General features: G+C 68.4%; 18 protein-coding genes and 1 tRNA gene. 5 read left to right on the top strand and 14 right to left on the bottom strand.

The annotated features are described in order from the left end of the window. Positions 1 to 6: 6 nt before the first annotated feature. From E3T61_RS00705 to E3T61_RS00695, 4 genes are all read right to left on the bottom strand, one after another. Positions 7 to 534: a nucleoside deaminase gene (locus tag E3T61_RS00705; RefSeq protein WP_241992310.1), complete on the bottom strand. Its 528-nt coding sequence runs from the start codon at positions 532 to 534 to the stop codon at positions 7 to 9. Continuing rightward, positions 531 to 659, bottom strand: coding sequence for a hypothetical protein (locus tag E3T61_RS22445; protein WP_255455627.1), 129 nt, complete (start codon positions 657 to 659; stop codon positions 531 to 533). The genes E3T61_RS00705 and E3T61_RS22445 overlap by 4 nt, the downstream gene beginning before the upstream one ends. An 85-nt stretch (positions 660 to 744) precedes the next feature. Next, a tRNA-Thr gene (locus tag E3T61_RS00700) sits at positions 745 to 820 on the bottom strand. A gap of 101 nt (positions 821 to 921) precedes the next feature. After that, entirely contained in the window at positions 922 to 1,851 is a 930-nt protein-coding gene (locus tag E3T61_RS00695) for a DsbA family protein (RefSeq protein WP_134639006.1), read from the bottom strand. A 287-nt stretch (positions 1,852 to 2,138) separates the two neighbouring features. On the opposite strand from E3T61_RS00695, the gene E3T61_RS00690 reads away from it, so the two are divergent. Together E3T61_RS00690 and E3T61_RS00685 are read left to right on the top strand one after the other, a co-directional pair. Then, on the top strand, positions 2,139 to 3,236 hold the full coding sequence (locus E3T61_RS00690) for an ABC transporter ATP-binding protein (protein ID WP_134639005.1): 1,098 nt from the start codon (positions 2,139 to 2,141) through the stop codon (positions 3,234 to 3,236). 155 nt (positions 3,237 to 3,391) lie between these two features. After that, the gene (locus E3T61_RS00685; RefSeq protein WP_134639004.1) at positions 3,392 to 4,699 is read left to right on the top strand and encodes a DUF4032 domain-containing protein; all 1,308 of its coding nucleotides are present in this window, start codon (positions 3,392 to 3,394) and stop codon (positions 4,697 to 4,699) included. 360 nt (positions 4,700 to 5,059) lie between these two features. On the opposite strand, the gene rlmB is transcribed toward E3T61_RS00685, so the two are convergent. The 4 genes from rlmB to E3T61_RS00665 form a co-directional block, all read right to left on the bottom strand. Beyond that, the gene (gene rlmB, locus E3T61_RS00680) at positions 5,060 to 6,160 is read right to left on the bottom strand and encodes a 23S rRNA (guanosine(2251)-2'-O)-methyltransferase RlmB (protein ID WP_134639003.1); all 1,101 of its coding nucleotides are present in this window, start codon (positions 6,158 to 6,160) and stop codon (positions 5,060 to 5,062) included. After that, positions 6,160 to 7,575: a cysteine--tRNA ligase gene (cysS, locus tag E3T61_RS00675; RefSeq protein ID WP_134639002.1), complete on the bottom strand. Its 1,416-nt coding sequence runs from the start codon at positions 7,573 to 7,575 to the stop codon at positions 6,160 to 6,162. Before cysS ends, rlmB begins: the two co-directional genes overlap by 1 nt. Before the next feature lie 9 nt (positions 7,576 to 7,584). After that, positions 7,585 to 8,817 (bottom strand): 2-C-methyl-D-erythritol 4-phosphate cytidylyltransferase, encoded by a 1,233-nt coding sequence (gene ispD, locus E3T61_RS00670; protein WP_134639001.1) that lies wholly within the window; start codon positions 8,815 to 8,817, stop codon positions 7,585 to 7,587. A 127-nt stretch (positions 8,818 to 8,944) separates the two neighbouring features. After that, a complete protein-coding gene (locus E3T61_RS00665; RefSeq protein ID WP_130177714.1) occupies positions 8,945 to 9,427 on the bottom strand; it encodes a CarD family transcriptional regulator in 483 nt (160 codons plus the stop codon). A 191-nt stretch (positions 9,428 to 9,618) separates the two neighbouring features. Between E3T61_RS00665 and E3T61_RS00660 the strand changes: the two genes are divergently transcribed. Then, on the top strand, positions 9,619 to 10,161 hold the full coding sequence (locus E3T61_RS00660) for a hypothetical protein (protein ID WP_134639000.1): 543 nt from the start codon (positions 9,619 to 9,621) through the stop codon (positions 10,159 to 10,161). Positions 10,162 to 10,253: 92 nt separating this feature from the next. Here E3T61_RS00660 and E3T61_RS00655 read toward each other — a convergent pair whose 3' ends face one another. After that, positions 10,254 to 10,934, bottom strand: coding sequence for a response regulator transcription factor (locus E3T61_RS00655; protein ID WP_134638999.1), 681 nt, complete (start codon positions 10,932 to 10,934; stop codon positions 10,254 to 10,256). After that, positions 10,931 to 12,085 carry a sensor histidine kinase gene (locus E3T61_RS00650; protein WP_134638998.1) on the bottom strand — a complete coding sequence of 385 codons (1,155 nt, stop codon included), beginning with the start codon at positions 12,083 to 12,085 and terminating at the stop codon, positions 10,931 to 10,933. The genes E3T61_RS00655 and E3T61_RS00650 overlap by 4 nt, the downstream gene beginning before the upstream one ends. A gap of 182 nt (positions 12,086 to 12,267) precedes the next feature. Here E3T61_RS00650 and phoU point away from each other — a divergent pair, with 182 nt between their 5' ends. Further along, a complete protein-coding gene (gene phoU / locus E3T61_RS00645) occupies positions 12,268 to 12,930 on the top strand; it encodes a phosphate signaling complex protein PhoU (RefSeq protein WP_134638997.1) in 663 nt (220 codons plus the stop codon). 133 nt (positions 12,931 to 13,063) lie between these two features. Here the strand turns inward: phoU and E3T61_RS00640 are convergent, their stop codons facing one another. Both E3T61_RS00640 and ygfZ read right to left on the bottom strand, forming a co-directional pair. Beyond that, positions 13,064 to 13,813: a phosphoglyceromutase gene (locus E3T61_RS00640; protein ID WP_130177719.1), complete on the bottom strand. Its 750-nt coding sequence runs from the start codon at positions 13,811 to 13,813 to the stop codon at positions 13,064 to 13,066. A 76-nt stretch (positions 13,814 to 13,889) separates the two neighbouring features. Beyond that, positions 13,890 to 15,074, bottom strand: a complete 1,185-nt coding sequence (gene ygfZ, locus E3T61_RS00635; protein WP_134638996.1) for a CAF17-like 4Fe-4S cluster assembly/insertion protein YgfZ — start codon at positions 15,072 to 15,074, stop codon at positions 13,890 to 13,892. Between the two features lie 158 nt (positions 15,075 to 15,232). On the opposite strand from ygfZ, the gene E3T61_RS00630 reads away from it, so the two are divergent. Then, positions 15,233 to 15,877, top strand: coding sequence for a Pr6Pr family membrane protein (locus tag E3T61_RS00630; RefSeq protein WP_134638995.1), 645 nt, complete (start codon positions 15,233 to 15,235; stop codon positions 15,875 to 15,877). Here E3T61_RS00630 and E3T61_RS00625 read toward each other — a convergent pair. Together E3T61_RS00625 and E3T61_RS00620 are read right to left on the bottom strand one after the other, a co-directional pair. Further along, a complete protein-coding gene (locus tag E3T61_RS00625) occupies positions 15,861 to 16,499 on the bottom strand; it encodes a heme-binding beta-barrel domain-containing protein (RefSeq protein ID WP_134638994.1) in 639 nt (212 codons plus the stop codon). The two genes, E3T61_RS00630 and E3T61_RS00625, sit on opposite strands and share 17 nt — an antisense overlap. Positions 16,500 to 16,670: 171 nt before the next feature. After that, positions 16,671 to 16,907 (bottom strand): hypothetical protein, encoded by a 237-nt coding sequence (locus E3T61_RS00620; protein ID WP_134638993.1) that lies wholly within the window; start codon positions 16,905 to 16,907, stop codon positions 16,671 to 16,673. Positions 16,908 to 16,975: the final 68 nt, after the last annotated feature.

The following is a 16,975-nucleotide window of genomic DNA, read 5'->3' as shown; positions in this document are numbered from 1 at the left end:
CTGCGGTCAGGGCGCGGCGTCCCAGAATCCCGCGTGCACGGCGACCGCTTCGGCGATGAGCGCAGGGCCGGCGACGTGCACGGTGTTGCCGCCGCGGGCGAACACCTCCCGGCAGGGCAGGTCCAGCGTGGGTTCCCCGCCCTGTTCCGGCACCATCTGCCCCAGCATCTGTTCGGGCAACGCGTAGACCACCCGGCCGATCCCGGCCCAGTAGATGGCACCGGAGCACATGACACACGGTTCGGTGCTGGTGTACAGGGTGCTCGAGCGCCGTTCGTCGGCGGACAGCCGAGCGGCCGCGAGGCGCACGAGGTTGGTCTCGGCGTGCCCGGTCGGATCACCCGTCGTGACGACGGTGTTCTGGCTTTCGATGACGGCGCCGTCACCGGCAACGAGGATGGCGCCGAACGGGTGATTGCCGTTCGTGCGGGAGCGACGGGCCATCTCCAGTGCCCGGGTCAGATGCACCTCATCGGCCGCGGAGATGAGCGTCGGGTCGGCCAGGAACTCGCCACCCGGTCGAGGTTCCGTCACAGGGTGATGTCTTCCACGGTTTCGAAGAGCAGAGCGCGCGGATCCCGCGTCAGGGCATCCCCCGGCCTCATGCTCTTCCACGCGTCGTAGTCCCCGATGGAGAGTTCGAGGTGCAGGGTGAACATGGGAATCCTCGATTCCTCCGGCACTGCGGCTGGCCGGTACGCGGTCATCGTAACCCGAGGCCTGGCGTGCGGGGCGCCAAAAATGTGGGGCCGGCCACGGGACTTGAACCCGTAACCCCCACTTTACAAGAGTGGTGCGCTACCAATTGCGCCAGGCCGGCATGAGGCAATCGAACCGCCTCGAGCATTCATCCTAAATCACCCGGCGACCAGATGCCGACGCATTCGCGCGTGCGGCCGGCATCGAGCGGGAAACGACCGGCTATCCGGCCGGGGTCTCGGTGGGCGTGGCGGTGGGTGTGGGCGTCGCGGTGGAGTACGCCTCGCTCGCCGCCTGCAGCACGAAGGCCGCGAATTCCTTGGGGTCGTCCAGGGCGCCCACGTACTGCTTGCCGTTCACGAGAACCGTCGGGGTTCCCGTGATCGCCTCAAGGGAGGTCGAGTTGGGGATGGGTCCGCTCAGCGCCCGGTCCGTGGCATCCTGCACCCAGGACTTGAACGTGGTCTCGTCGATGCAGTCGTTGATCGTGGACAGGTTCTCCGACACGCCGGAGCTCTTCACGATGTCCTTGAGGTCCTCGTCGCTCAACCCGGCCGTGCCCTCGACGGGCTGCGCCTCGAAGAGCGCCGAGTTGAAGGCCAGGAAGTCGTCCGGCGAGGAATCCGCCACGCACGCGGCAGCGTTCGCTGCCCGCAGCGAATACTGGGTACCCGCGGATTTGCTGGTCAAAATGGAAATCGGATGAACCTCGACGGTCGCGGCGCCGGAGTCGACCCACTGCGAGATCTGCTCGGCGTTTGTGGTCTCGAACGTGCCGCAGAACGGGCACAGGTAGTCGACGTACACCCGGATGTCGGGGACTGCGCCGGTGGGGTCAGGGGTGGACGGCACCAGCTCGGCACCCGGCTGCAACGCCGGGGTGGTCACTGCGGTCAGTCCCTCGCCGATGAGGAGCCCGTCGCTGGCCATGTTTCGCGGGCCTGGGCCGGCCGGCTGCACGGAGTTGACGATGATCAGGACGATGGCCGTTACCACAGCGATGGCGGCGACAGCGATGCCGCCCTGCAGGAAAACCCGGTTGCGGCGGTCGCGCTTCTTCTGCTCCACCCGGATCTGTGCGGCCTTCGTGCGCGCGGCGTCGCGACGCTGATTCTTCGAGGGACGTGAGTCGCCTGGGCCGCCAGTTGTCATGGATGATCGCTCCGAGTTGAAGGGGGTTGCGCCCGCGGATGTGCGCGTGAGCACTTTCAAATAGTAGGTCCCCAGTCTGGGAAATAACCAACCGGCACCTCACCGTGCTCTCACGGCCGGCACACCGGACCCGGCGGCGCATCCTGGGTGACGAATTCAGCGGACACGCATCCCGGGCATGCCATACTAGAAAGGTCTTGCGCTGGTGCTACGTCAGCCGGACACACAAATCCCATCACAACGGATCGTCCGGCACGTACCTGCCGGTGAAGGAGAATAACGAAATAATGGCTTCAGTAACCTTTGACAAGGCCACCCGTCTGTACCCGGGCTCCACCCGCCCGGCAGTCGATCACCTCGACCTCTCGGTCGCCGATGGTGAATTCCTCGTCCTCGTCGGTCCGTCCGGCTGTGGAAAGTCCACCTCGCTGCGCATGCTCGCCGGCCTCGAAGAGGTCAACGACGGCGACATCTTCATCGGTGAGCGCAACGTCACCGACGTTCCCCCGAAGGACCGTGACATCGCCATGGTCTTCCAGAACTACGCGCTGTACCCGCACATGACCGTCGCCGAGAACATGGGCTTCGCGCTCAAGATCGCCGGCGTCAACAAGGACGAGCGCGCCGCCCGCGTGCTCGAGGCCGCCAAGCTGCTCGACCTCGAGCCCTACCTCAGCCGCAAGCCGAAGGCCCTCTCCGGTGGTCAGCGTCAGCGTGTTGCCATGGGTCGCGCCATCGTGCGTCAGCCCCAGGTGTTCCTCATGGACGAGCCGCTGTCGAACCTCGACGCCAAGCTGCGCGTGCAGACCCGCACCCAGATCGCGTCGCTGCAGCGTCGCCTGGGCGTCACCACCGTTTACGTCACCCACGACCAGACCGAGGCGCTCACCATGGGTGACCGTATCGCCGTGCTCAAGGATGGCGTCCTGCAGCAGGTCGGCACCCCGCGCGACCTGTACGCCAAGCCGAACAACGTCTTCGTTGCCGGCTTCATCGGCAGCCCGGCCATGAACCTGTTCCTGGCCGACGCCGTCGACGGTGGCGTGAAGTTCGGTAGCGCAACCATCCCCGTGTCCCGCGAGACGATGTCCGGCGCCCAGGGCCCCAAGGTCACCATCGGCGTTCGTCCCGAAGACATCCAGCTGTCGACCGCGCAGGGCGAAGGCCTCGCGGTTGAGGTCGACCTGGTCGAGGAGCTCGGCGCCGACGGCTACCTGTACGGCCACTCCACGGTCGAGGGCAAGCGCACCGACATCGTCGCCCGCGTCGATGGTCGCTCGCACCCGTCCGCAGGCGACACCGTCTACCTGATGGCAACGCCGAACCACCTGCACGTGTTCAACGCCGAGTCCGGCGCTCGTCTCGGCGGCGCCGTCACCGACTAAGCACTGATCGACAAACTCGACCGCCGGCAGTTTCGGCGGTCGAGTTTGTCATATCGGCGCCCGGATGCCCTCCGGCGTCGTTTCCACGCCACCGCGCCGATTCCGGCCGCGGCGGCTTGCGGCCCTGCCGGGCCTTCCCGATAGTTAGGCTCCTCATGAGCGGTTCTCTCAACATCACGTCCGCAACGGCCGACCCGGCCCTGCTCGATCTTCCCTGGAACGTGCCGCTGGACGCGTGGCCGAACGAGAACATCGCCTCCCTGCCCAAGGGCCTCTCCCGCCACCTCGTGCGCTTCGCGCACCTGAGCGGCCGGGTTGTCGCCATCAAGGAGACCACCAGCGAGATGGCCAAGCGGGAGTACGAGATGCTCCGCACGCTGCAAGGCCTGGAGATCCCCTGCGTGGAACCGCTCGCCGTGATCACCAACCGCACCGACGAAGACGGCGACCCGCTCAACTCGGTGCTGGTGACCCGGCACCTCAAGTTCTCGCTTCCCTACCGGGCCCTGTATTCCCAGGCCCTGCGCCCCGACACCGCCACCCGCCTGGTCGACGCCCTGGCCCTGCTGCTTGTGCGGGTGCACATGGTCGGCCTGTTCTGGGGCGACGTGTCGCTGTCGAACACGCTCTTCCGCCGCGACGCCGGAGCCTTCGCCGCGTACCTCGTCGACGCCGAGACCGGGCAGCTCTACCCGGGCGGCCTGTCCAACGGCCAGCGCGAGAACGACCTGGAGATCGCCCGAGTGAACATCGCCGGCGAGCTGATGGACCTCGAGGCCGGCGGTCGCGTCGCCGACGAGCTTGACCCGATCAACGTGAGCAACGGCATCGTCGCGGCCTACCGGCTGCTGTGGAAGGAACTCACCGGCTCCGAGTCGTTCGCGAGCAGTGAGCGCTGGCGCATCACCGAACGCGTCGAACGCCTCAACCACCTCGGGTTCGACATCGAGGAACTCGCGATCAAGACCGACGAGAACGGCACGACCGTGCGCATCCAGCCCAAGGTTGTTGACGCGGGCCACCACCAGCGCCGGCTGCTGCGCCTGACCGGGCTCGACGCGGAGGAGAACCAGGCTCGTCGACTGCTCAACGACCTGGACTCCTACGGGGTCGCCTACGGCAACCCGGACGCCGACGAGGAGATGATGGCGCACGAGTGGCTGGTGCGGGTGTTCGAGCCGGTCGTGCGGGCCATCCCGCGCGAGCTCAAGGGCAAGCTCGAACCGGCCGAGGTGTTCCACCAGCTGCTCGACCACCGCTGGTACATGGCGCAGAACGCGAACCGGGACATCCCCCTCGCCGAGGCCGTCACCTCCTACGTTCAGGATGTGCTGCGGCACCGCCGCGACGAGGCCACCGTGATCGACCCGCCCACCACGCCGATCAGCCTGCCCGACCTCGAAGAAGAAGGCCTCACGGCCGACGACGAGGTCGACGCCGACGACTGGCGCCTGAACGTCTAGTCCCGCACCGCTGCCTCCTCGCGAGTTGCGCCACAATGCCCCTTCAGCCGCGCTGAAGGGGCATTTTGTGCGTTCTCGTGAGAGCTGGATGCGCCGAGAAGCCACTTGAGGCCAGTCACGGCCTGCTCAACTGGCCCTAACTGCCCTCTCGCGAACACCCCGTTACGCGAGAAGCCACTTCGGGCCAGTCAGAGCTCGCAGAACTAGCCCCAACTGCCCTCTCGCGGACACCCCGTTTCGCGAGAAGCCACTTGAGGTCAGTCGTCGCGAGCGGTGAGGTTGCGCACCGGCACCAACCAGAAACGGCGCAGACCACCCCAGCGGGATGATCTGCGCCGTTTCCAGGTGCAGGGCGGGCGACTAGGCCTGCGCGGCCGCCTTGGTGGCCGCCTTCGCAGCCGCCGCCGTGGCGCGCAGCTTGGAGATCTCGTACAGCGTGACGCCGGCGGCGATTCCGGCGTTCAGCGACTCGGTGTTCGCGTTGATCGGGATCGACACGATGGCGTCGCAGGTCTCGGTGACGAGGCGGGACAGGCCCTTGCCCTCGCTGCCGACCACCACGACGATGGGCCGCTCGGCATAGCCGATGCCGAGCTCGGGCAGCTCGGTGTCGCCGCCGCCGTCGAGGCCGATCACGAGCATGCCGCGCTCCTTGAGCGCCTTGAGCGTCTGGGTGAGGTTCGGTGCCATGGCGACGGGCAGACGGGCCGCGGCTCCGGCCGAGGTCTTCCAGGCCGACGCGGTGACGCCAACCGAGCGACGCTGCGGCACGATGACGCCGTGGCCGCCGAACGCGGCGGTGGAGCGGATGATCGCACCGAGGTTGCGCGGGTCCGTGATGCCGTCCAGGGCCACGAACAGCGGCTTGTGGCCGCGGCTGATGGTGAGGTCGAGTAGCTCGATCGGGTGCGCATACTCGTACGCGGGCACCTTGAGCGCGAGGCCCTGGTGCACGGCGTCCTTGCCCGAGAGCCGGTCGATCTCGGGGCGCATGACCTCGAGCACCGGGATGTTGCGGGTCGTGGCGAGCTTGAGGACTTCCTTGACCCGGTCATCCATCTCGATGCGCGTGGCCACGTACAGCGCCGACGCGGGGATCTTGGCGCGCAGCGCCTCGAGCACCGAGTTGCGGCCGGTGACGACCTCGAACTCGGCATCCGACTTGGCCTTGCGGGTCGACGAACCGCCGCCGCCGGTGTTGCCGGTGCCGGTGCTGCGGCCCGACCGCGGGGCGCCGGAGCCGGAGCCTCCGGGTGCGCGGCTGCGACCGCCGCCGGCCGCGGCGAAGCGGTCCTTGGCGGCCTTGGCCTTGCCGGCGGGGTGGTACGGACGGTCTTCGGCCTTGGGGGTGGGCTTCTTGCCCTCGAGAGCCTGACGGCCCTGGCCGCCGGAGCCGACCTGCGGCCCCCTGCTGCCCTTGCGTACCGCGCCGGTGCGCGATTTGCGATCTGTGTTCTTCATCAGTCAAAACTCCAATGTGCACCCGACGGGGTGTCTTCGATGGTTATGCCGGCGGCGACGAGCTCGTCCCGGATACGGTCTGCGGCCGCGTAGTCGCGGCTCTGCCTGGCGGTCTCGCGGTCGTCGAGAAGGCGCTCGACGAGGGCGGTGAGGGCCACCATGGCGGGTTCGTCTGTCGCAACGGCCCAGCCGGGCGACAGGGGGTTGATGCCGAGGACCTCGCTCATGGCGAGCACCTGGCCGCGCGCGGCCGCGGCCGCGTGCAGGTCTTCGGCGTCGAGGGCCGCGTTGCCGGCGCGCACGGTGTCGTGCAGCACACCGAGCGCCTGCGGCACCGCGAGGTCGTCGTCCATGGCCGTGGCGAAGTCATCCGGCACGATCTCGACGCCGGAGCCGGCGAAGCGGGTGTCGGCCAGGCGCCGGTCGGCACGGTCGAGGAAGCTCTCGATGCGTTCGAGGGCGGCCTCGGCCTCGGCGAGGGACCCCTCGTGGAAGTCGAGGGTGGAGCGGTAGTGCGCGGCACCGAGGTAGTAGCGCACCACGATGGGGCGGGCCTGATCGAGCAGTTCGGCGGCGTAGACCGAGTTGCCCAGCGACTTGGACATCTTCTGGCCGTTGGTGTTGACCAGGCCGTTGTGCACCCAGTAGTTGGCGAAGGCGTCGCCGGCCGCAGTGGACTGGGCCAGCTCGTTCTCGTGATGCGGGAAGCGCAGGTCGAGGCCGCCGCCGTGGATGTCGAAGTGCGGGCCGAGGTAGCGGGCCGACATGGCGGAGCACTCGATGTGCCAGCCGGGCCGGCCTGCACCCCACGGGGACGCCCAGGCGGCCGAGGAGGGCTCACCCTCCTTGTGGCCCTTCCAGAGGGCGAAGTCGCGTCCGTCACGCTTGCCGCGTGGGTCGGCGTCGGCGGCCGCCTCCATGTTGTCGGGATTCTGCCGGGTGAGTTCGCCGTAGGCGGGCCAGCTCTGGGTGTCGAAATACACGTCGCCGGAATCGTCGGCGGCCGGGTAGGCATGGCCGGCATCGACGAGCCGGCCGATGATGTCCTGCATCTCCTGCACGCTCGCCGTCGCGCGCGGCTCGTAGGTGGGGGCCAGGATGCCGAGCTTCTGGTAGCCCGCGGTGAATTCCAGTTCGTAGCGGTAGGCCAGCGCCCACCACTGCTCGGTGGTGCCCTGGGCATTCAGCAGGATCTTGTCGTCGATGTCGGTGACGTTGCGGACGAAGGTGACGTCGTTGCCGCGGTAGCTGAGCCAGCGGCGCAGCTGGTCGTAGACCAGGGCGCTGCGCAGGTGACCGATGTGAGGGGACGACTGCACGGTGGGTCCGCAGACGTAGATTCCCACCTGGCCCGGAACGATCGGCAGGAAATCGCGAAGGGCCTGGGCCTTCGAGTCGTATAGTCGCATGCTCACTGGTTCAGTTTAGGCGAGGGTCGCTCGGATGCTCGGGTAGATGATTGCGGTGGCCAGTGCGGCGATGCCCTCGCCGCGCCCGGTGAAGCCCAGCAGGTCGGTGGTGGTCGCCGACACCGACACCGGCGCGCCCAGGATGCCGGTGAGCAGTTCCTGGGCTTCGGCCCGTCGTGGGGCGAGCTTGGGCCGGTTGCCGATGATCTGCACGGTGACGTTGCCGACGTGGTATCCGGCCTCGGTCACCAGGCGCAGGGTCTCGGCGAGGAACACCTCGCCGTGCGCGTCGGTGAGCCGCGGGTCGGCGGTACCGAAGACCTGGCCGATGTCGCCCAGGCCGGCGGCGGCAAGCAGGGCGTCGCAGATGGCGTGCACGGCGGCGTCTCCGTCGCTGTGCCCGGACAGGCCCCGCTCCCCCGGCCAGTGCAGGCCCGCCAGCCAGAGCGCGCTGGTGTCGTCGAAGGCGTGCACGTCCAGGCCTGTGCCCACCCGCGGGGCGGCGGATGCCGGCGTCTGGGCGTGCGCCCCGAGCAGCAGTTCGGCGCGGCGCAGGTCCCACGCCGTGGTCACCTTGAAGGCCAGCGGGTCGCCGGGGATGACGGTGACGGTGTTACCGGCCGCCGCGACGAGGGCTGCATCGTCGGTGAGGTCCCGCGCCGCGGCATCCGTGGCCGGCAGGGTGGCGGCCCAGGCGAATGCGGCGTCGAGCATGGCGCGGGGAAAACCCTGCGGTGTCTGCACAGCGCTCAGCAGGGACCGGTCGACGGTGCCCAGGATGGTGGCATTTGCGTCGACGCTCTTGATGGTGTCGACCACGGGCAGGCCGGGCACAATGCCGTGGCCGGTCGCACGCACGGCGGCCACCACCGCGTCGATCAGGGCAGCCGGGGTGAGCGCCCTGGCGGCGTCGTGCACGAGCACCACGGCGACGCCGGCCCGCACCCGGGCGAGGCCCCTGGCCACGGAGGCCTGCCGGGTGTCCCCGCCGGCGACGACGTCGACATACCCGGCGGCGCTGCCGGCGACCCGGTCGGCGATGACCCTGGCCTCGGCGAGCTGGGCCTCGGGGGCCACCACGATCACCTGGGCGGGTTCGGCCAGGCCGAACACCCCGCTGAGGGCGTGTTCGAGGATGGCGCGGCCGTGAAGCGGCACGAACGCCTTGGGCTGGTCAAGGCCGAGCCGGCTGCCGCTGCCGGCGGCGACAACGAGGACCGCGACGGCGGGAACCGGGATTTCAGGCATGTCTGGAGGCTATCTGGTGGGGCGCAGTGATGCGCTGGTGGAAGTGGGCGGTCCGGGGTGGGACCCCGGCGTAGAACGTGCGAAAGGCGGCACCGCTGGGCGCCGCCTGTCGTACGAACAGGAAATACTACGAGGCGAGCACCTCGTCGAGCACCGTTGAAGCCTGGTCCTCGTCGGTTTTCTCGGCCAGGGCCAATTCGGAGATGAGGATTTGCCGCGCCTTCGCGAGCATCCGCTTCTCCCCGGCCGACAGGCCGCGGTCCTGATCCCGGCGCCACAGGTCGCGCACGACCTCTGACACCTTGATGACATCGCCGCTGGCCAACTTCTCAAGGTTGGCCTTGTACCGGCGTGACCAGTTGGTCGGTTCCTCGGTGAACGGGGCGCGCAGGACTTCGAACACCTTGTCGAGACCGTCTTGACCGATCACGTCGCGCACTCCGACAAGATCGACGTTCTCGGCGGGCACCTCGATGGTGAGGTCTCCCTGGGTGACGTTGAGCTTCAAATACAGTTTTTCTTCACCCTTGATGATGCGAGTTTTCACCTCGGTGATGGTCGCAGCGCCGTGGTGGGGATAAACGACTGTTTCGCCGACTTCAAATAACATGTATTGATATCCCTTCAGCAACGTCTATGATACCACCCCTCCCCGCCAGCCTCCGGTGGTCGTATTGGCGGTCGATCCGGCCGCGCCGTGGCGGGTGGGTTCCGTAAGGTAAACTCAACGGAAATCTGCAGCGTTCACGCCACTTCGGCTGAACGCTGAACTCTTGTGGAGGTCTTGTGAGAGCGCGAACCATGGCAACCGTCGTTGTGGCGGCCGGCATCCTGTTGGGCACCAGCGGATGCAATCTGTTCGCCCCTCAGGCGACGACCATCCAATATGACGCCAGCGACGGCGTCAGCGGCAACCTCGGCGACCTGGCTATCCGCAACGCGATGCTGATCACCGACGACGGCGAGAACGCGAACCTCGTGGTGCACGTTGTCAACGGCGGCGACGAAGACATCGACCTGCTGGTGCAGTACGAGGGTGTCGACGAGAAGGTCGACAAGACCGTGACCATCGACGCGAATTCCACCACCGAGATCGGCCTGCCCGGCGGCGAATTGCTCGCCGTGGAGAGCCTGAATGCCTCGGCCGGGTCGCTGTTCCCGGTGTTCTTCCAGTACGGCGACCTCACCGGCATCGAACTGCTCGTTCCCGTGCTCGACGGCACGCTGGCGGAATACTCCACCCTGGTGCCGACCCCGGCACCGGTGCCCACCGTCGTACCCACGGAACCCGCCGGCGAGACCCCGTCGCCCACGGCGACCCCGGAAGCCACCACGGCACCGTAACCGGTCCGCGACACCGCGCAAAAATGCCCCGCGAGCGAAAGCCGCGGGGCATTTTTTGCGTCTCCGGGGGCGGATGCCCGCCGCCGGGCGGGTCAGGCCTCGAAGCGGTAGCCCAGTCCACGCACGGTGACGAGCATGGTGGGCTCGGACGGTGTCGCCTCGATGCGGGAGCGGATGCGCTTGATGTGCACGTCAAGGGTCTTGGTGTCGCCGAAGTAGTCGGTGCCCCAGACCCGGTCGATCAGCTGTCCGCGGGTGAGCACCCGGCCGGCGTTGCGCAACAGGAACTCGAGCAACTCGAATTCCTTCAGCGGCATGTTCACCACGGCGCCGGAGACCGACACTGTGTGCCGTTCGATGTCCATCCGCACGGTGCCGGCGGTGAGGACGCCGTCATCCTCTTCGGCGGGGTCGGCGTGCCGGCGCGACACGGCGCGGATGCGCGCGAGCAGCTCCCGGGTGGAGTACGGCTTGGTGACGTAGTCGTCTGCGCCCAGCTCAAGTCCCACGACGATATCGACCTCGGAGTCCTTGGCCGTGAGCATGATGATCGGCACCGAGGAGCGGGTGCGGATCTCCCGGCACACCTCGGTGCCGGGGATGCCGGGAAGCATGAGGTCCAGCAGCACCAGGTCGGCGCCGGCCTTGTCGAACTCGGCCAGGGCGCTCGGGCCGTCCTCCGCCACGGTCACCTCGTAGCCTTCCCGTTCGAGCAGGAAGCTCAGCGGCTCGCTCAGCGCCTGCTCGTCTTCAACTAGAAGGATTCGGGTCATGGGGTGTCTCCTGTCGCCGCTGGCGCGGGGTGGGTCGCCTCTGGCAGGCGAATGGTGAAGGTCGAGCCGTGGCCGGGCTGGGACCAGACCCGGATGTCGCCGCCGTGGATCTGCACGACGTGCTTGACGATGGACAGGCCAAGTCCGGTTCCGCCGGTGTTGCGGGACCTGGCCTGGTCGACGCGGAAGAACCTTTCGAAGATCCGGTCCAGGTCGCTCTCCGGGATGCCGACACCCTGGTCGGTGACGGTGATCTCGATCACACCGTCGGTGACGCGTGCCCCGACACCGACCCGGGACCCCGGCGACGAATAGTGCACGGCGTTGGCGACCAGGTTGTGCACGGCCATCACGAGCAGCCGTTCGTCGCCGTACACCTGCGCGCGGGACTTCTTGCCCACCGCGATGGTGATCCGGTCGGCATCCGCCACGACCCGGTTCTGGTCGATGCCGGCGGCCACGATGTCGTCGATCTCGAGCAGCTCCGGCTGCCGGAGGGCGTCCTGGGCCTGCAGCCTGGACAGTTCGATGATCTCCTGGGTGAGCCGGGCCAGCCGGCCGGCCTCCGTGGTGAGCCGGTCGGCGAAACGTCGCACCTGCACGGGCTCGTCGGCCGCATGGCCGAGCGCCTCGGCGAGCAGCCCGACGGCGGCGATCGGGGTTTTCAGTTCGTGGCTGATGTTGGCGACGAAGTCCCGCCGCACCTCGTCGAGCCGGAACGCCTCCGTGCGGTCCTCGGCCAGCAGCAGCACGTACCGGGAGCCCAGCCGGGCCAACCGCACCCGCAGGTGCATGCTCGCGTCACCGAACGGACCGCGCGAGAGCACCAGGTCCTCCGAGACGGCTTCGCCGGTGCGACGGACGCCGCGGGCCAGGTCAAGCAGTTCAGGGTGGATGAGCTGCTGGTTGACCACCAGTCCCATGCTCAGCGCCCCGGGTGAGGACTTGATCACGTTGTTCGACGGGTCGAGCACCACCCCGGCGCTCTCCAGGGCGTCGAGGACCTGGTCGATGCCGTCCGGAACCGCGGGGTTGACCACCTCGGCGGCCCGTTTGCCGTGACGCTCCGCTACATAGAGCAGGGTCACGAACCCGGCGCCGACGGTGAGGCCCAGTGCCAGGGACAGCAACACAAGCCAGGATGATTCCATTTGACCAGATTAGTGACTCTGGCACGGGTCAATCGCGACGGCAAGGGTGGGCACACGCTACTTTGGTAACTGTTCAGTCGCACGGCACCTGCTGTTAACCTGCGTTCGCCACTATTGGCCGGGGGCCAGGCGGGTCTCATGCGTTCGCGCGCTTTGGCGCGACCAGGAAGGACCACAGATACATGCGTGAAGTATTTCAGCAAGAGCTCGCCGAGGTGCAGGACCGTCTCGCCGAGATTGCGCGCCTCGTGGCCATCTCCATTGAGAAGGCCACCAAGGCTTTCAACAAGTCCGACGTGGCGCTGGCCGAAGAGGTCATCGCCGACGACGACAAGATCGACGAGCTCACCGTGCAGCTCGATGAGCTGGCCATCACCATCCTCGCCCGGCAGCAGCCGGTCGCCCGCGACCTGCGCATCGTCGTCAGCGCCCTGCGGATCAGCGCCTCCCTGGAGCGGATGGGTGACATGTCCACCCACATCTCCCAGCTGGCCCGGTACCGGTTCCCCGACAAGGTGATCCCCAAGAGCCTGCGCCCGACGTTCGCCGAGATGGGCGCCCTCGACGTGAAGATCGCCAACATGCTCGCCGAGCTGCTCACCACCGAGGACATGGCGCTGGCCGAGGCCATCCGCAATGAGGACGACAAGGTGGACGCGCTGCACCTGAGCGTCTTCGACGCCGTGCTCGGGGAAACCTGGAAGGGTCAGGCCGCCGACACCGTCGACGCCACCCTCGCCAGCCGTTACCACGAGCGCTTCGCCGACCACGCGGTGTCGATCGCCAAGAAGGTGCAGTACCTGGGCACCGGCGACTGGCAGCAGCCGGCACCCTCCGAGGCGTAGAAGCACGACGCCGTCGCTGGTCGAGCTTGTCGAGACCTCTCACGGGATCTCGACAAGCTCGATCAACGAAAGGTAAGCTCGATCAACGAAAAAGCCCCCGTCGGTGACGGGGGCTTTTCTTGTGGTGCTGGGGTTACTTCTTGCCCTGCGCGGCGACGGCGGCGGCGCCGGCAGCGGCAGCGGCGGGGTCGAGGTACTCGCCCGCTCCGATGGGCTTGAGGTCTTCGTCGAGGCGGTAGACCAGCGGGATGCCGGTGGGGATGTTCAGCTCGGCGATGTCGGCGTCGGAGATGCCGTCGAGGTGCTTGACCAGGGCGCGCAGCGAGTTGCCGTGCGCCGTGACGAGCACGGTCTTGCCGGTGCGGAGGTCAGCGGCGATGTCGGACTCCCAGTAGGGCAGCATCCGGGCGATGACGTCCTTGAGGCTCTCGGTGCGGGGCACGTCGTCGCCGAGGTCTGCGTAGCGGGCGTCGCCGGCCTGGGACCACTCGGAGGAGTCGTCGAGCAGGGGCGGCGGCACGTCGAACGAGCGGCGCCAGGTCTGGAACTGCTCGGGGCCGTACTTGGCCAGGGTCTCGGCCTTGTCCAGGCCCTGCAGGGCACCGTAGTGACGCTCGTTGAGGCGCCAGGAGCGCTTGACGTCGATCCACAGACGGTCGGCCTCTTCGAGGGCGATGTCGGCGGTCTGGATCGCGCGGGTGAGGCGCGAGGTGTGCAGGATGTCCGGCAGCAGGCCGGACTCGGCCAGCAGCTCGCCGGCGCGCAGCGCTTCGGCCCGGCCCTGGTCGCTCAGACGCACATCCACCCAACCGGTGAAGAGGTTTTGCTGGTTCCAGGTGCTGTTGCCGTGGCGGAGGAGGATGAGGGTATAAGGAGCAGACATACTCCAACTCTAGCGAGGCGCGTGGGGACACGCCGCACTGGCTGACGTGACGAAAGTCCCGCCGGATGAGAGCGGTTCAGCCGCGCGGAGCCCGCACGCCCAGCCGCGGCAACCGCGGGATCTCCGCGACGGAACCGGCCGATTCGGGCACGATGACCTCCTGGCTGGCGGTGATCGAGAGGCCCTGCGACAGCACGTGCAGCGTCACCGAGCCCGGCACCGTGCGCTTGACCACCGCGAGGGCGATCGGCCCCAGCTCGTAGTGGATCGCGCTGGAGGTGATGCTGCCCACAGTGCGTCGCTCGGGCTCGCCGCCGGCGATGAACCGGTCACCCTGCACCTCGTCGCCGTGCGCCGGCAGGACGGAGTCGGAGCCGTCCAGGTGCAACAGCACCAGCCGGCGCGGCGGGTGGCCGAGGTTGTGTACCTTGGCGATGGTCTCCTGGCCGCGGTAGCAGCCCTTGTTCAGGTGCACGGCGGTGCGCAGCCAGTCCAGTTCGTGCGGGATGGTGCGGTCGTCGGCGTCCAGCGCGCCACGGGGGCGCCAGGCGGCGATGCGCAGCGCTTCGAGGGCCAGGAGCCCGGCGGCCGAGACGGTGCCGGCGGCCACGGTGTCGCGAAGCGCGGGAAGCGCCGACCGCGGGATCAGGACTTCCTGCCAGTGCCAGGTTGCGCCGGGGTGGGAGGTTTCCGCGGCGTACTGCCAGCCGCCGGGCGCCACCTCGGCCCACGGGTCGGTCCAGACCAGCGGCACCCCGTTCGGGCTCGCGGGAGTGAGGGCCACCGCAGCCGGGTCGGCGGCCATGGTCCCGATGGTGGCGTAGGCGAGGGTGTGGTCCACGACCTGCACGCGCAGGCTGAAGCGCATCCGGTCGAGCCAGGTCTGCAGGCCTGGCAGCTCGGCGGCCTCGACGAGCAGCCAGCTCTCGACACCGTCGTCGACGAGGGCGATGGCGTATTCGAGGCGGCCGGCGGGGTCGAGCAGCAGCGTCTCGGTGGACTGGCCGGGGGTAAGCCCGCGCAGCTCCTGGCTGGACATCGAGTTGAGCCAGGTCAGCCGGTCGGGGCCGGCAATGGACAGCACCCCGCGGTGGGACAGGTCGACCACGGCGGTACCGGCCAAGAGCTTGCGCTGTTCGGCGTTCGGGCTGCCGTAGTGGGCGGCCACACCGGAGTCGATGCCATCGGCCTGCACGGCGCCGTCGAGTTCAAGCAGCGGCGACCCTGTGGCGGGTGCGAACGGTTCGGCGGTGGTGGTCATCGGGCTCTCCTTCGGTGAATGCTCCGGGTATGCTGCCGGCGAGACCGCCTGAGCGCTGTCGACAGCCGGGAACTCCGGCCCATATGCTAGCTCAACGGTCTGAGCGGTCCCCGGTATTCCCCCTCATGTCCCGGCCGTCACCCGGCAAGGAGCCACCGATGCGTCTTCCCGCCCCTTCGATCGCCGCGCTCCGCCTCGGTGCCGCGGCACTGACCCTGATCGCCGTCGCCGCCACATTCCTCTCCACGGCGTCTCGGGCCACCATCAACCCGTTCAACTTCTTCGGGTTCTTCACCATCCAGTCCAACCTCCTGGCAGCGGCCGCGCTGGCCGCCACAGCGGTGCTGGTGCTGCTGGGCCGGGCGGTGCCGGCCTGGCTCGTCCTTGCCCGGGCGGCGACCACGGCCTACATGATCGTTGTCGGCCTGGTCTACAACACCCTGCTCGTGGGCCTGGCCGGCGGTGTCGAGCTGCCCTGGGCCAACACCGTGCTGCACGTGGTCTTCCCGGTGTACTGCCTGCTCGATTGGGCGCTGGTGGCCGACCGCGACCCGCTTCCGTGGCGCCGCCTGTGGGCGGTGCTGGTCTATCCGGTGCTGTGGTGCGCGGTCGTGCTGGTGCGCGGCGCGACGGACGGCTGGGTGCCGTACCCGTTCCTGAACCCGGCGACCGGGTACGGCTCGGTGCTGTTCTACGTGCTGCTGATCGCCGTGACAGTCGTCACGGCCGGCGCCGGCGTGTTCGGGCTCAGCCGGGTGCGCCCGATCGTGCGGGTGAGTGAATCGGTCAGGACGCGCGGCTGAGCCGGCCGGACGCGTGCGTGCGCAGGTCCTGGCCGAGCGCGGCGATGTCCCACGCCCAGAGCAGGTGGCTGTCGACGAGGCCGTACAACCGGGTGGCGGCTGCGTAGGGCTTGGAGCCGCTGGTGCGCAGTACCGCATCCGTGGACAGGTCGATGCGCGGACCCTTCACCTGGCCCAGGTACAGTTCGGCGACGCCGCCCGGATGCACGAGGGCCACCTCGATGTCGAAGCCGCCGTCGGCGTTGCGCAGAGTTTCGACGGCCTCGGCGGTCTGGAACGGCGCCGGTCCGGCACCGGGCAGCAGGCCAGGCCCGGGGTCGCCAGGCTGCTGAGGGCGGCTGAGCCGCCAGTAGCCGGTCTCGGTCATCAGCGGGATCGGCGCTCCGGCCTCTGGGGCAGGGCCGGCAACATCCGCACCGACCGGCTCGGGCTCGAGCCAGGTGTAGGAGCTGTAGTTCAGGTGCGGCAGGCCGTCGTGGCTGAAGCTGATCCGGTGGCCGAACTCACGGGTGACCTTCTCGCCGTCGACGGTGTAGTCGAGGATCCCCGACCCCTCCCAGACGCCGATCAACCACGACAAAGGAACGAGTTCGGACGGCAGGCCGACCGGGAGTTCGTACACCTTCGGTTACCGCTGGCCCCGGAACAGCTTGAACAGCACCATGCCGGAGACCCATGCGATCGACAGGCTCGCCAGCCCGAGGAGGCCCAGGAACAGGATTTCGAGTGCGAGGATTGACATGCCCCAACTCTAGCCGCTGACCGGCCCGAAGCCGCCAGGTGAGCCGAAGAGTTATACGAGGCCGAGCAGGGCGAACAGCCCGGTCGCGGCGCCCAGAATCAGCACTGAGCCGACCAGGCTGAGGATGACCCTGTGCACATAGCCCTCCTTCTGCCCGGTGGACAGCTGGGCGGCGAGGGTGAGGATGGTGCAGCCGGCCAGGGACAGGCTGATCCAGACGAGCCGATTCTCGGGGGCGACCAGCACGCCGGTCAGCACCGCGCCCACGACGGCGACCAGCCAAATCATCACTACACTCAAACGCTTCCAGCTCACTGTCCCATTGTGCACGCCCGAGTCTCTTTCCGTGGCACGCT

Origin of the sequence: Cryobacterium lactosi (genome assembly GCF_004403945.1) — a bacterium.
GTDB classification, from domain to species: domain Bacteria; phylum Actinomycetota; class Actinomycetes; order Actinomycetales; family Microbacteriaceae; genus Cryobacterium; species Cryobacterium lactosi.
Note: the sequence above shows the minus strand (reverse complement) of the source record. Positions and strands in the feature narration are given on the sequence as shown.

Excerpts from the sequence above, each read along its gene's own strand:
- ygfZ (WP_134638996.1), bottom strand. The coding sequence starts at position 15,074 with ATGACCACCACCGCCGAACCGTTCGCACCCGCCACAGGGTCGCCGCTG.
- E3T61_RS00655 (WP_134638999.1), bottom strand. The coding sequence starts at position 10,934 with ATGACCCGAATCCTTCTAGTTGAAGACGAGCAGGCGCTGAGCGAGCCG.
- E3T61_RS00620 (WP_134638993.1), bottom strand. The coding sequence starts at position 16,907 with ATGATTTGGCTGGTCGCCGTCGTGGGCGCGGTGCTGACCGGCGTGCTG.
- E3T61_RS00690 (WP_134639005.1), top strand. The coding sequence starts at position 2,139 with ATGGCTTCAGTAACCTTTGACAAGGCCACCCGTCTGTACCCGGGCTCC.
- rlmB (WP_134639003.1), bottom strand. The coding sequence starts at position 6,160 with ATGAAGAACACAGATCGCAAATCGCGCACCGGCGCGGTACGCAAGGGC.
- E3T61_RS22445 (WP_255455627.1), bottom strand. The coding sequence starts at position 659 with ATGTTCACCCTGCACCTCGAACTCTCCATCGGGGACTACGACGCGTGG.
- E3T61_RS00650 (WP_134638998.1), bottom strand. The coding sequence starts at position 12,085 with ATGGAATCATCCTGGCTTGTGTTGCTGTCCCTGGCACTGGGCCTCACC.
- E3T61_RS00665 (WP_130177714.1), bottom strand. The coding sequence starts at position 9,427 with ATGTTATTTGAAGTCGGCGAAACAGTCGTTTATCCCCACCACGGCGCT.
- E3T61_RS00685 (WP_134639004.1), top strand. The coding sequence starts at position 3,392 with ATGAGCGGTTCTCTCAACATCACGTCCGCAACGGCCGACCCGGCCCTG.
- E3T61_RS00660 (WP_134639000.1), top strand. The coding sequence starts at position 9,619 with ATGGCAACCGTCGTTGTGGCGGCCGGCATCCTGTTGGGCACCAGCGGA.
- ispD (WP_134639001.1), bottom strand. The coding sequence starts at position 8,817 with ATGCCTGAAATCCCGGTTCCCGCCGTCGCGGTCCTCGTTGTCGCCGCC.
- phoU (WP_134638997.1), top strand. The coding sequence starts at position 12,268 with ATGCGTGAAGTATTTCAGCAAGAGCTCGCCGAGGTGCAGGACCGTCTC.
- E3T61_RS00640 (WP_130177719.1), bottom strand. The coding sequence starts at position 13,813 with ATGTCTGCTCCTTATACCCTCATCCTCCTCCGCCACGGCAACAGCACC.
- E3T61_RS00630 (WP_134638995.1), top strand. The coding sequence starts at position 15,233 with ATGCGTCTTCCCGCCCCTTCGATCGCCGCGCTCCGCCTCGGTGCCGCG.
- E3T61_RS00695 (WP_134639006.1), bottom strand. The coding sequence starts at position 1,851 with ATGACAACTGGCGGCCCAGGCGACTCACGTCCCTCGAAGAATCAGCGT.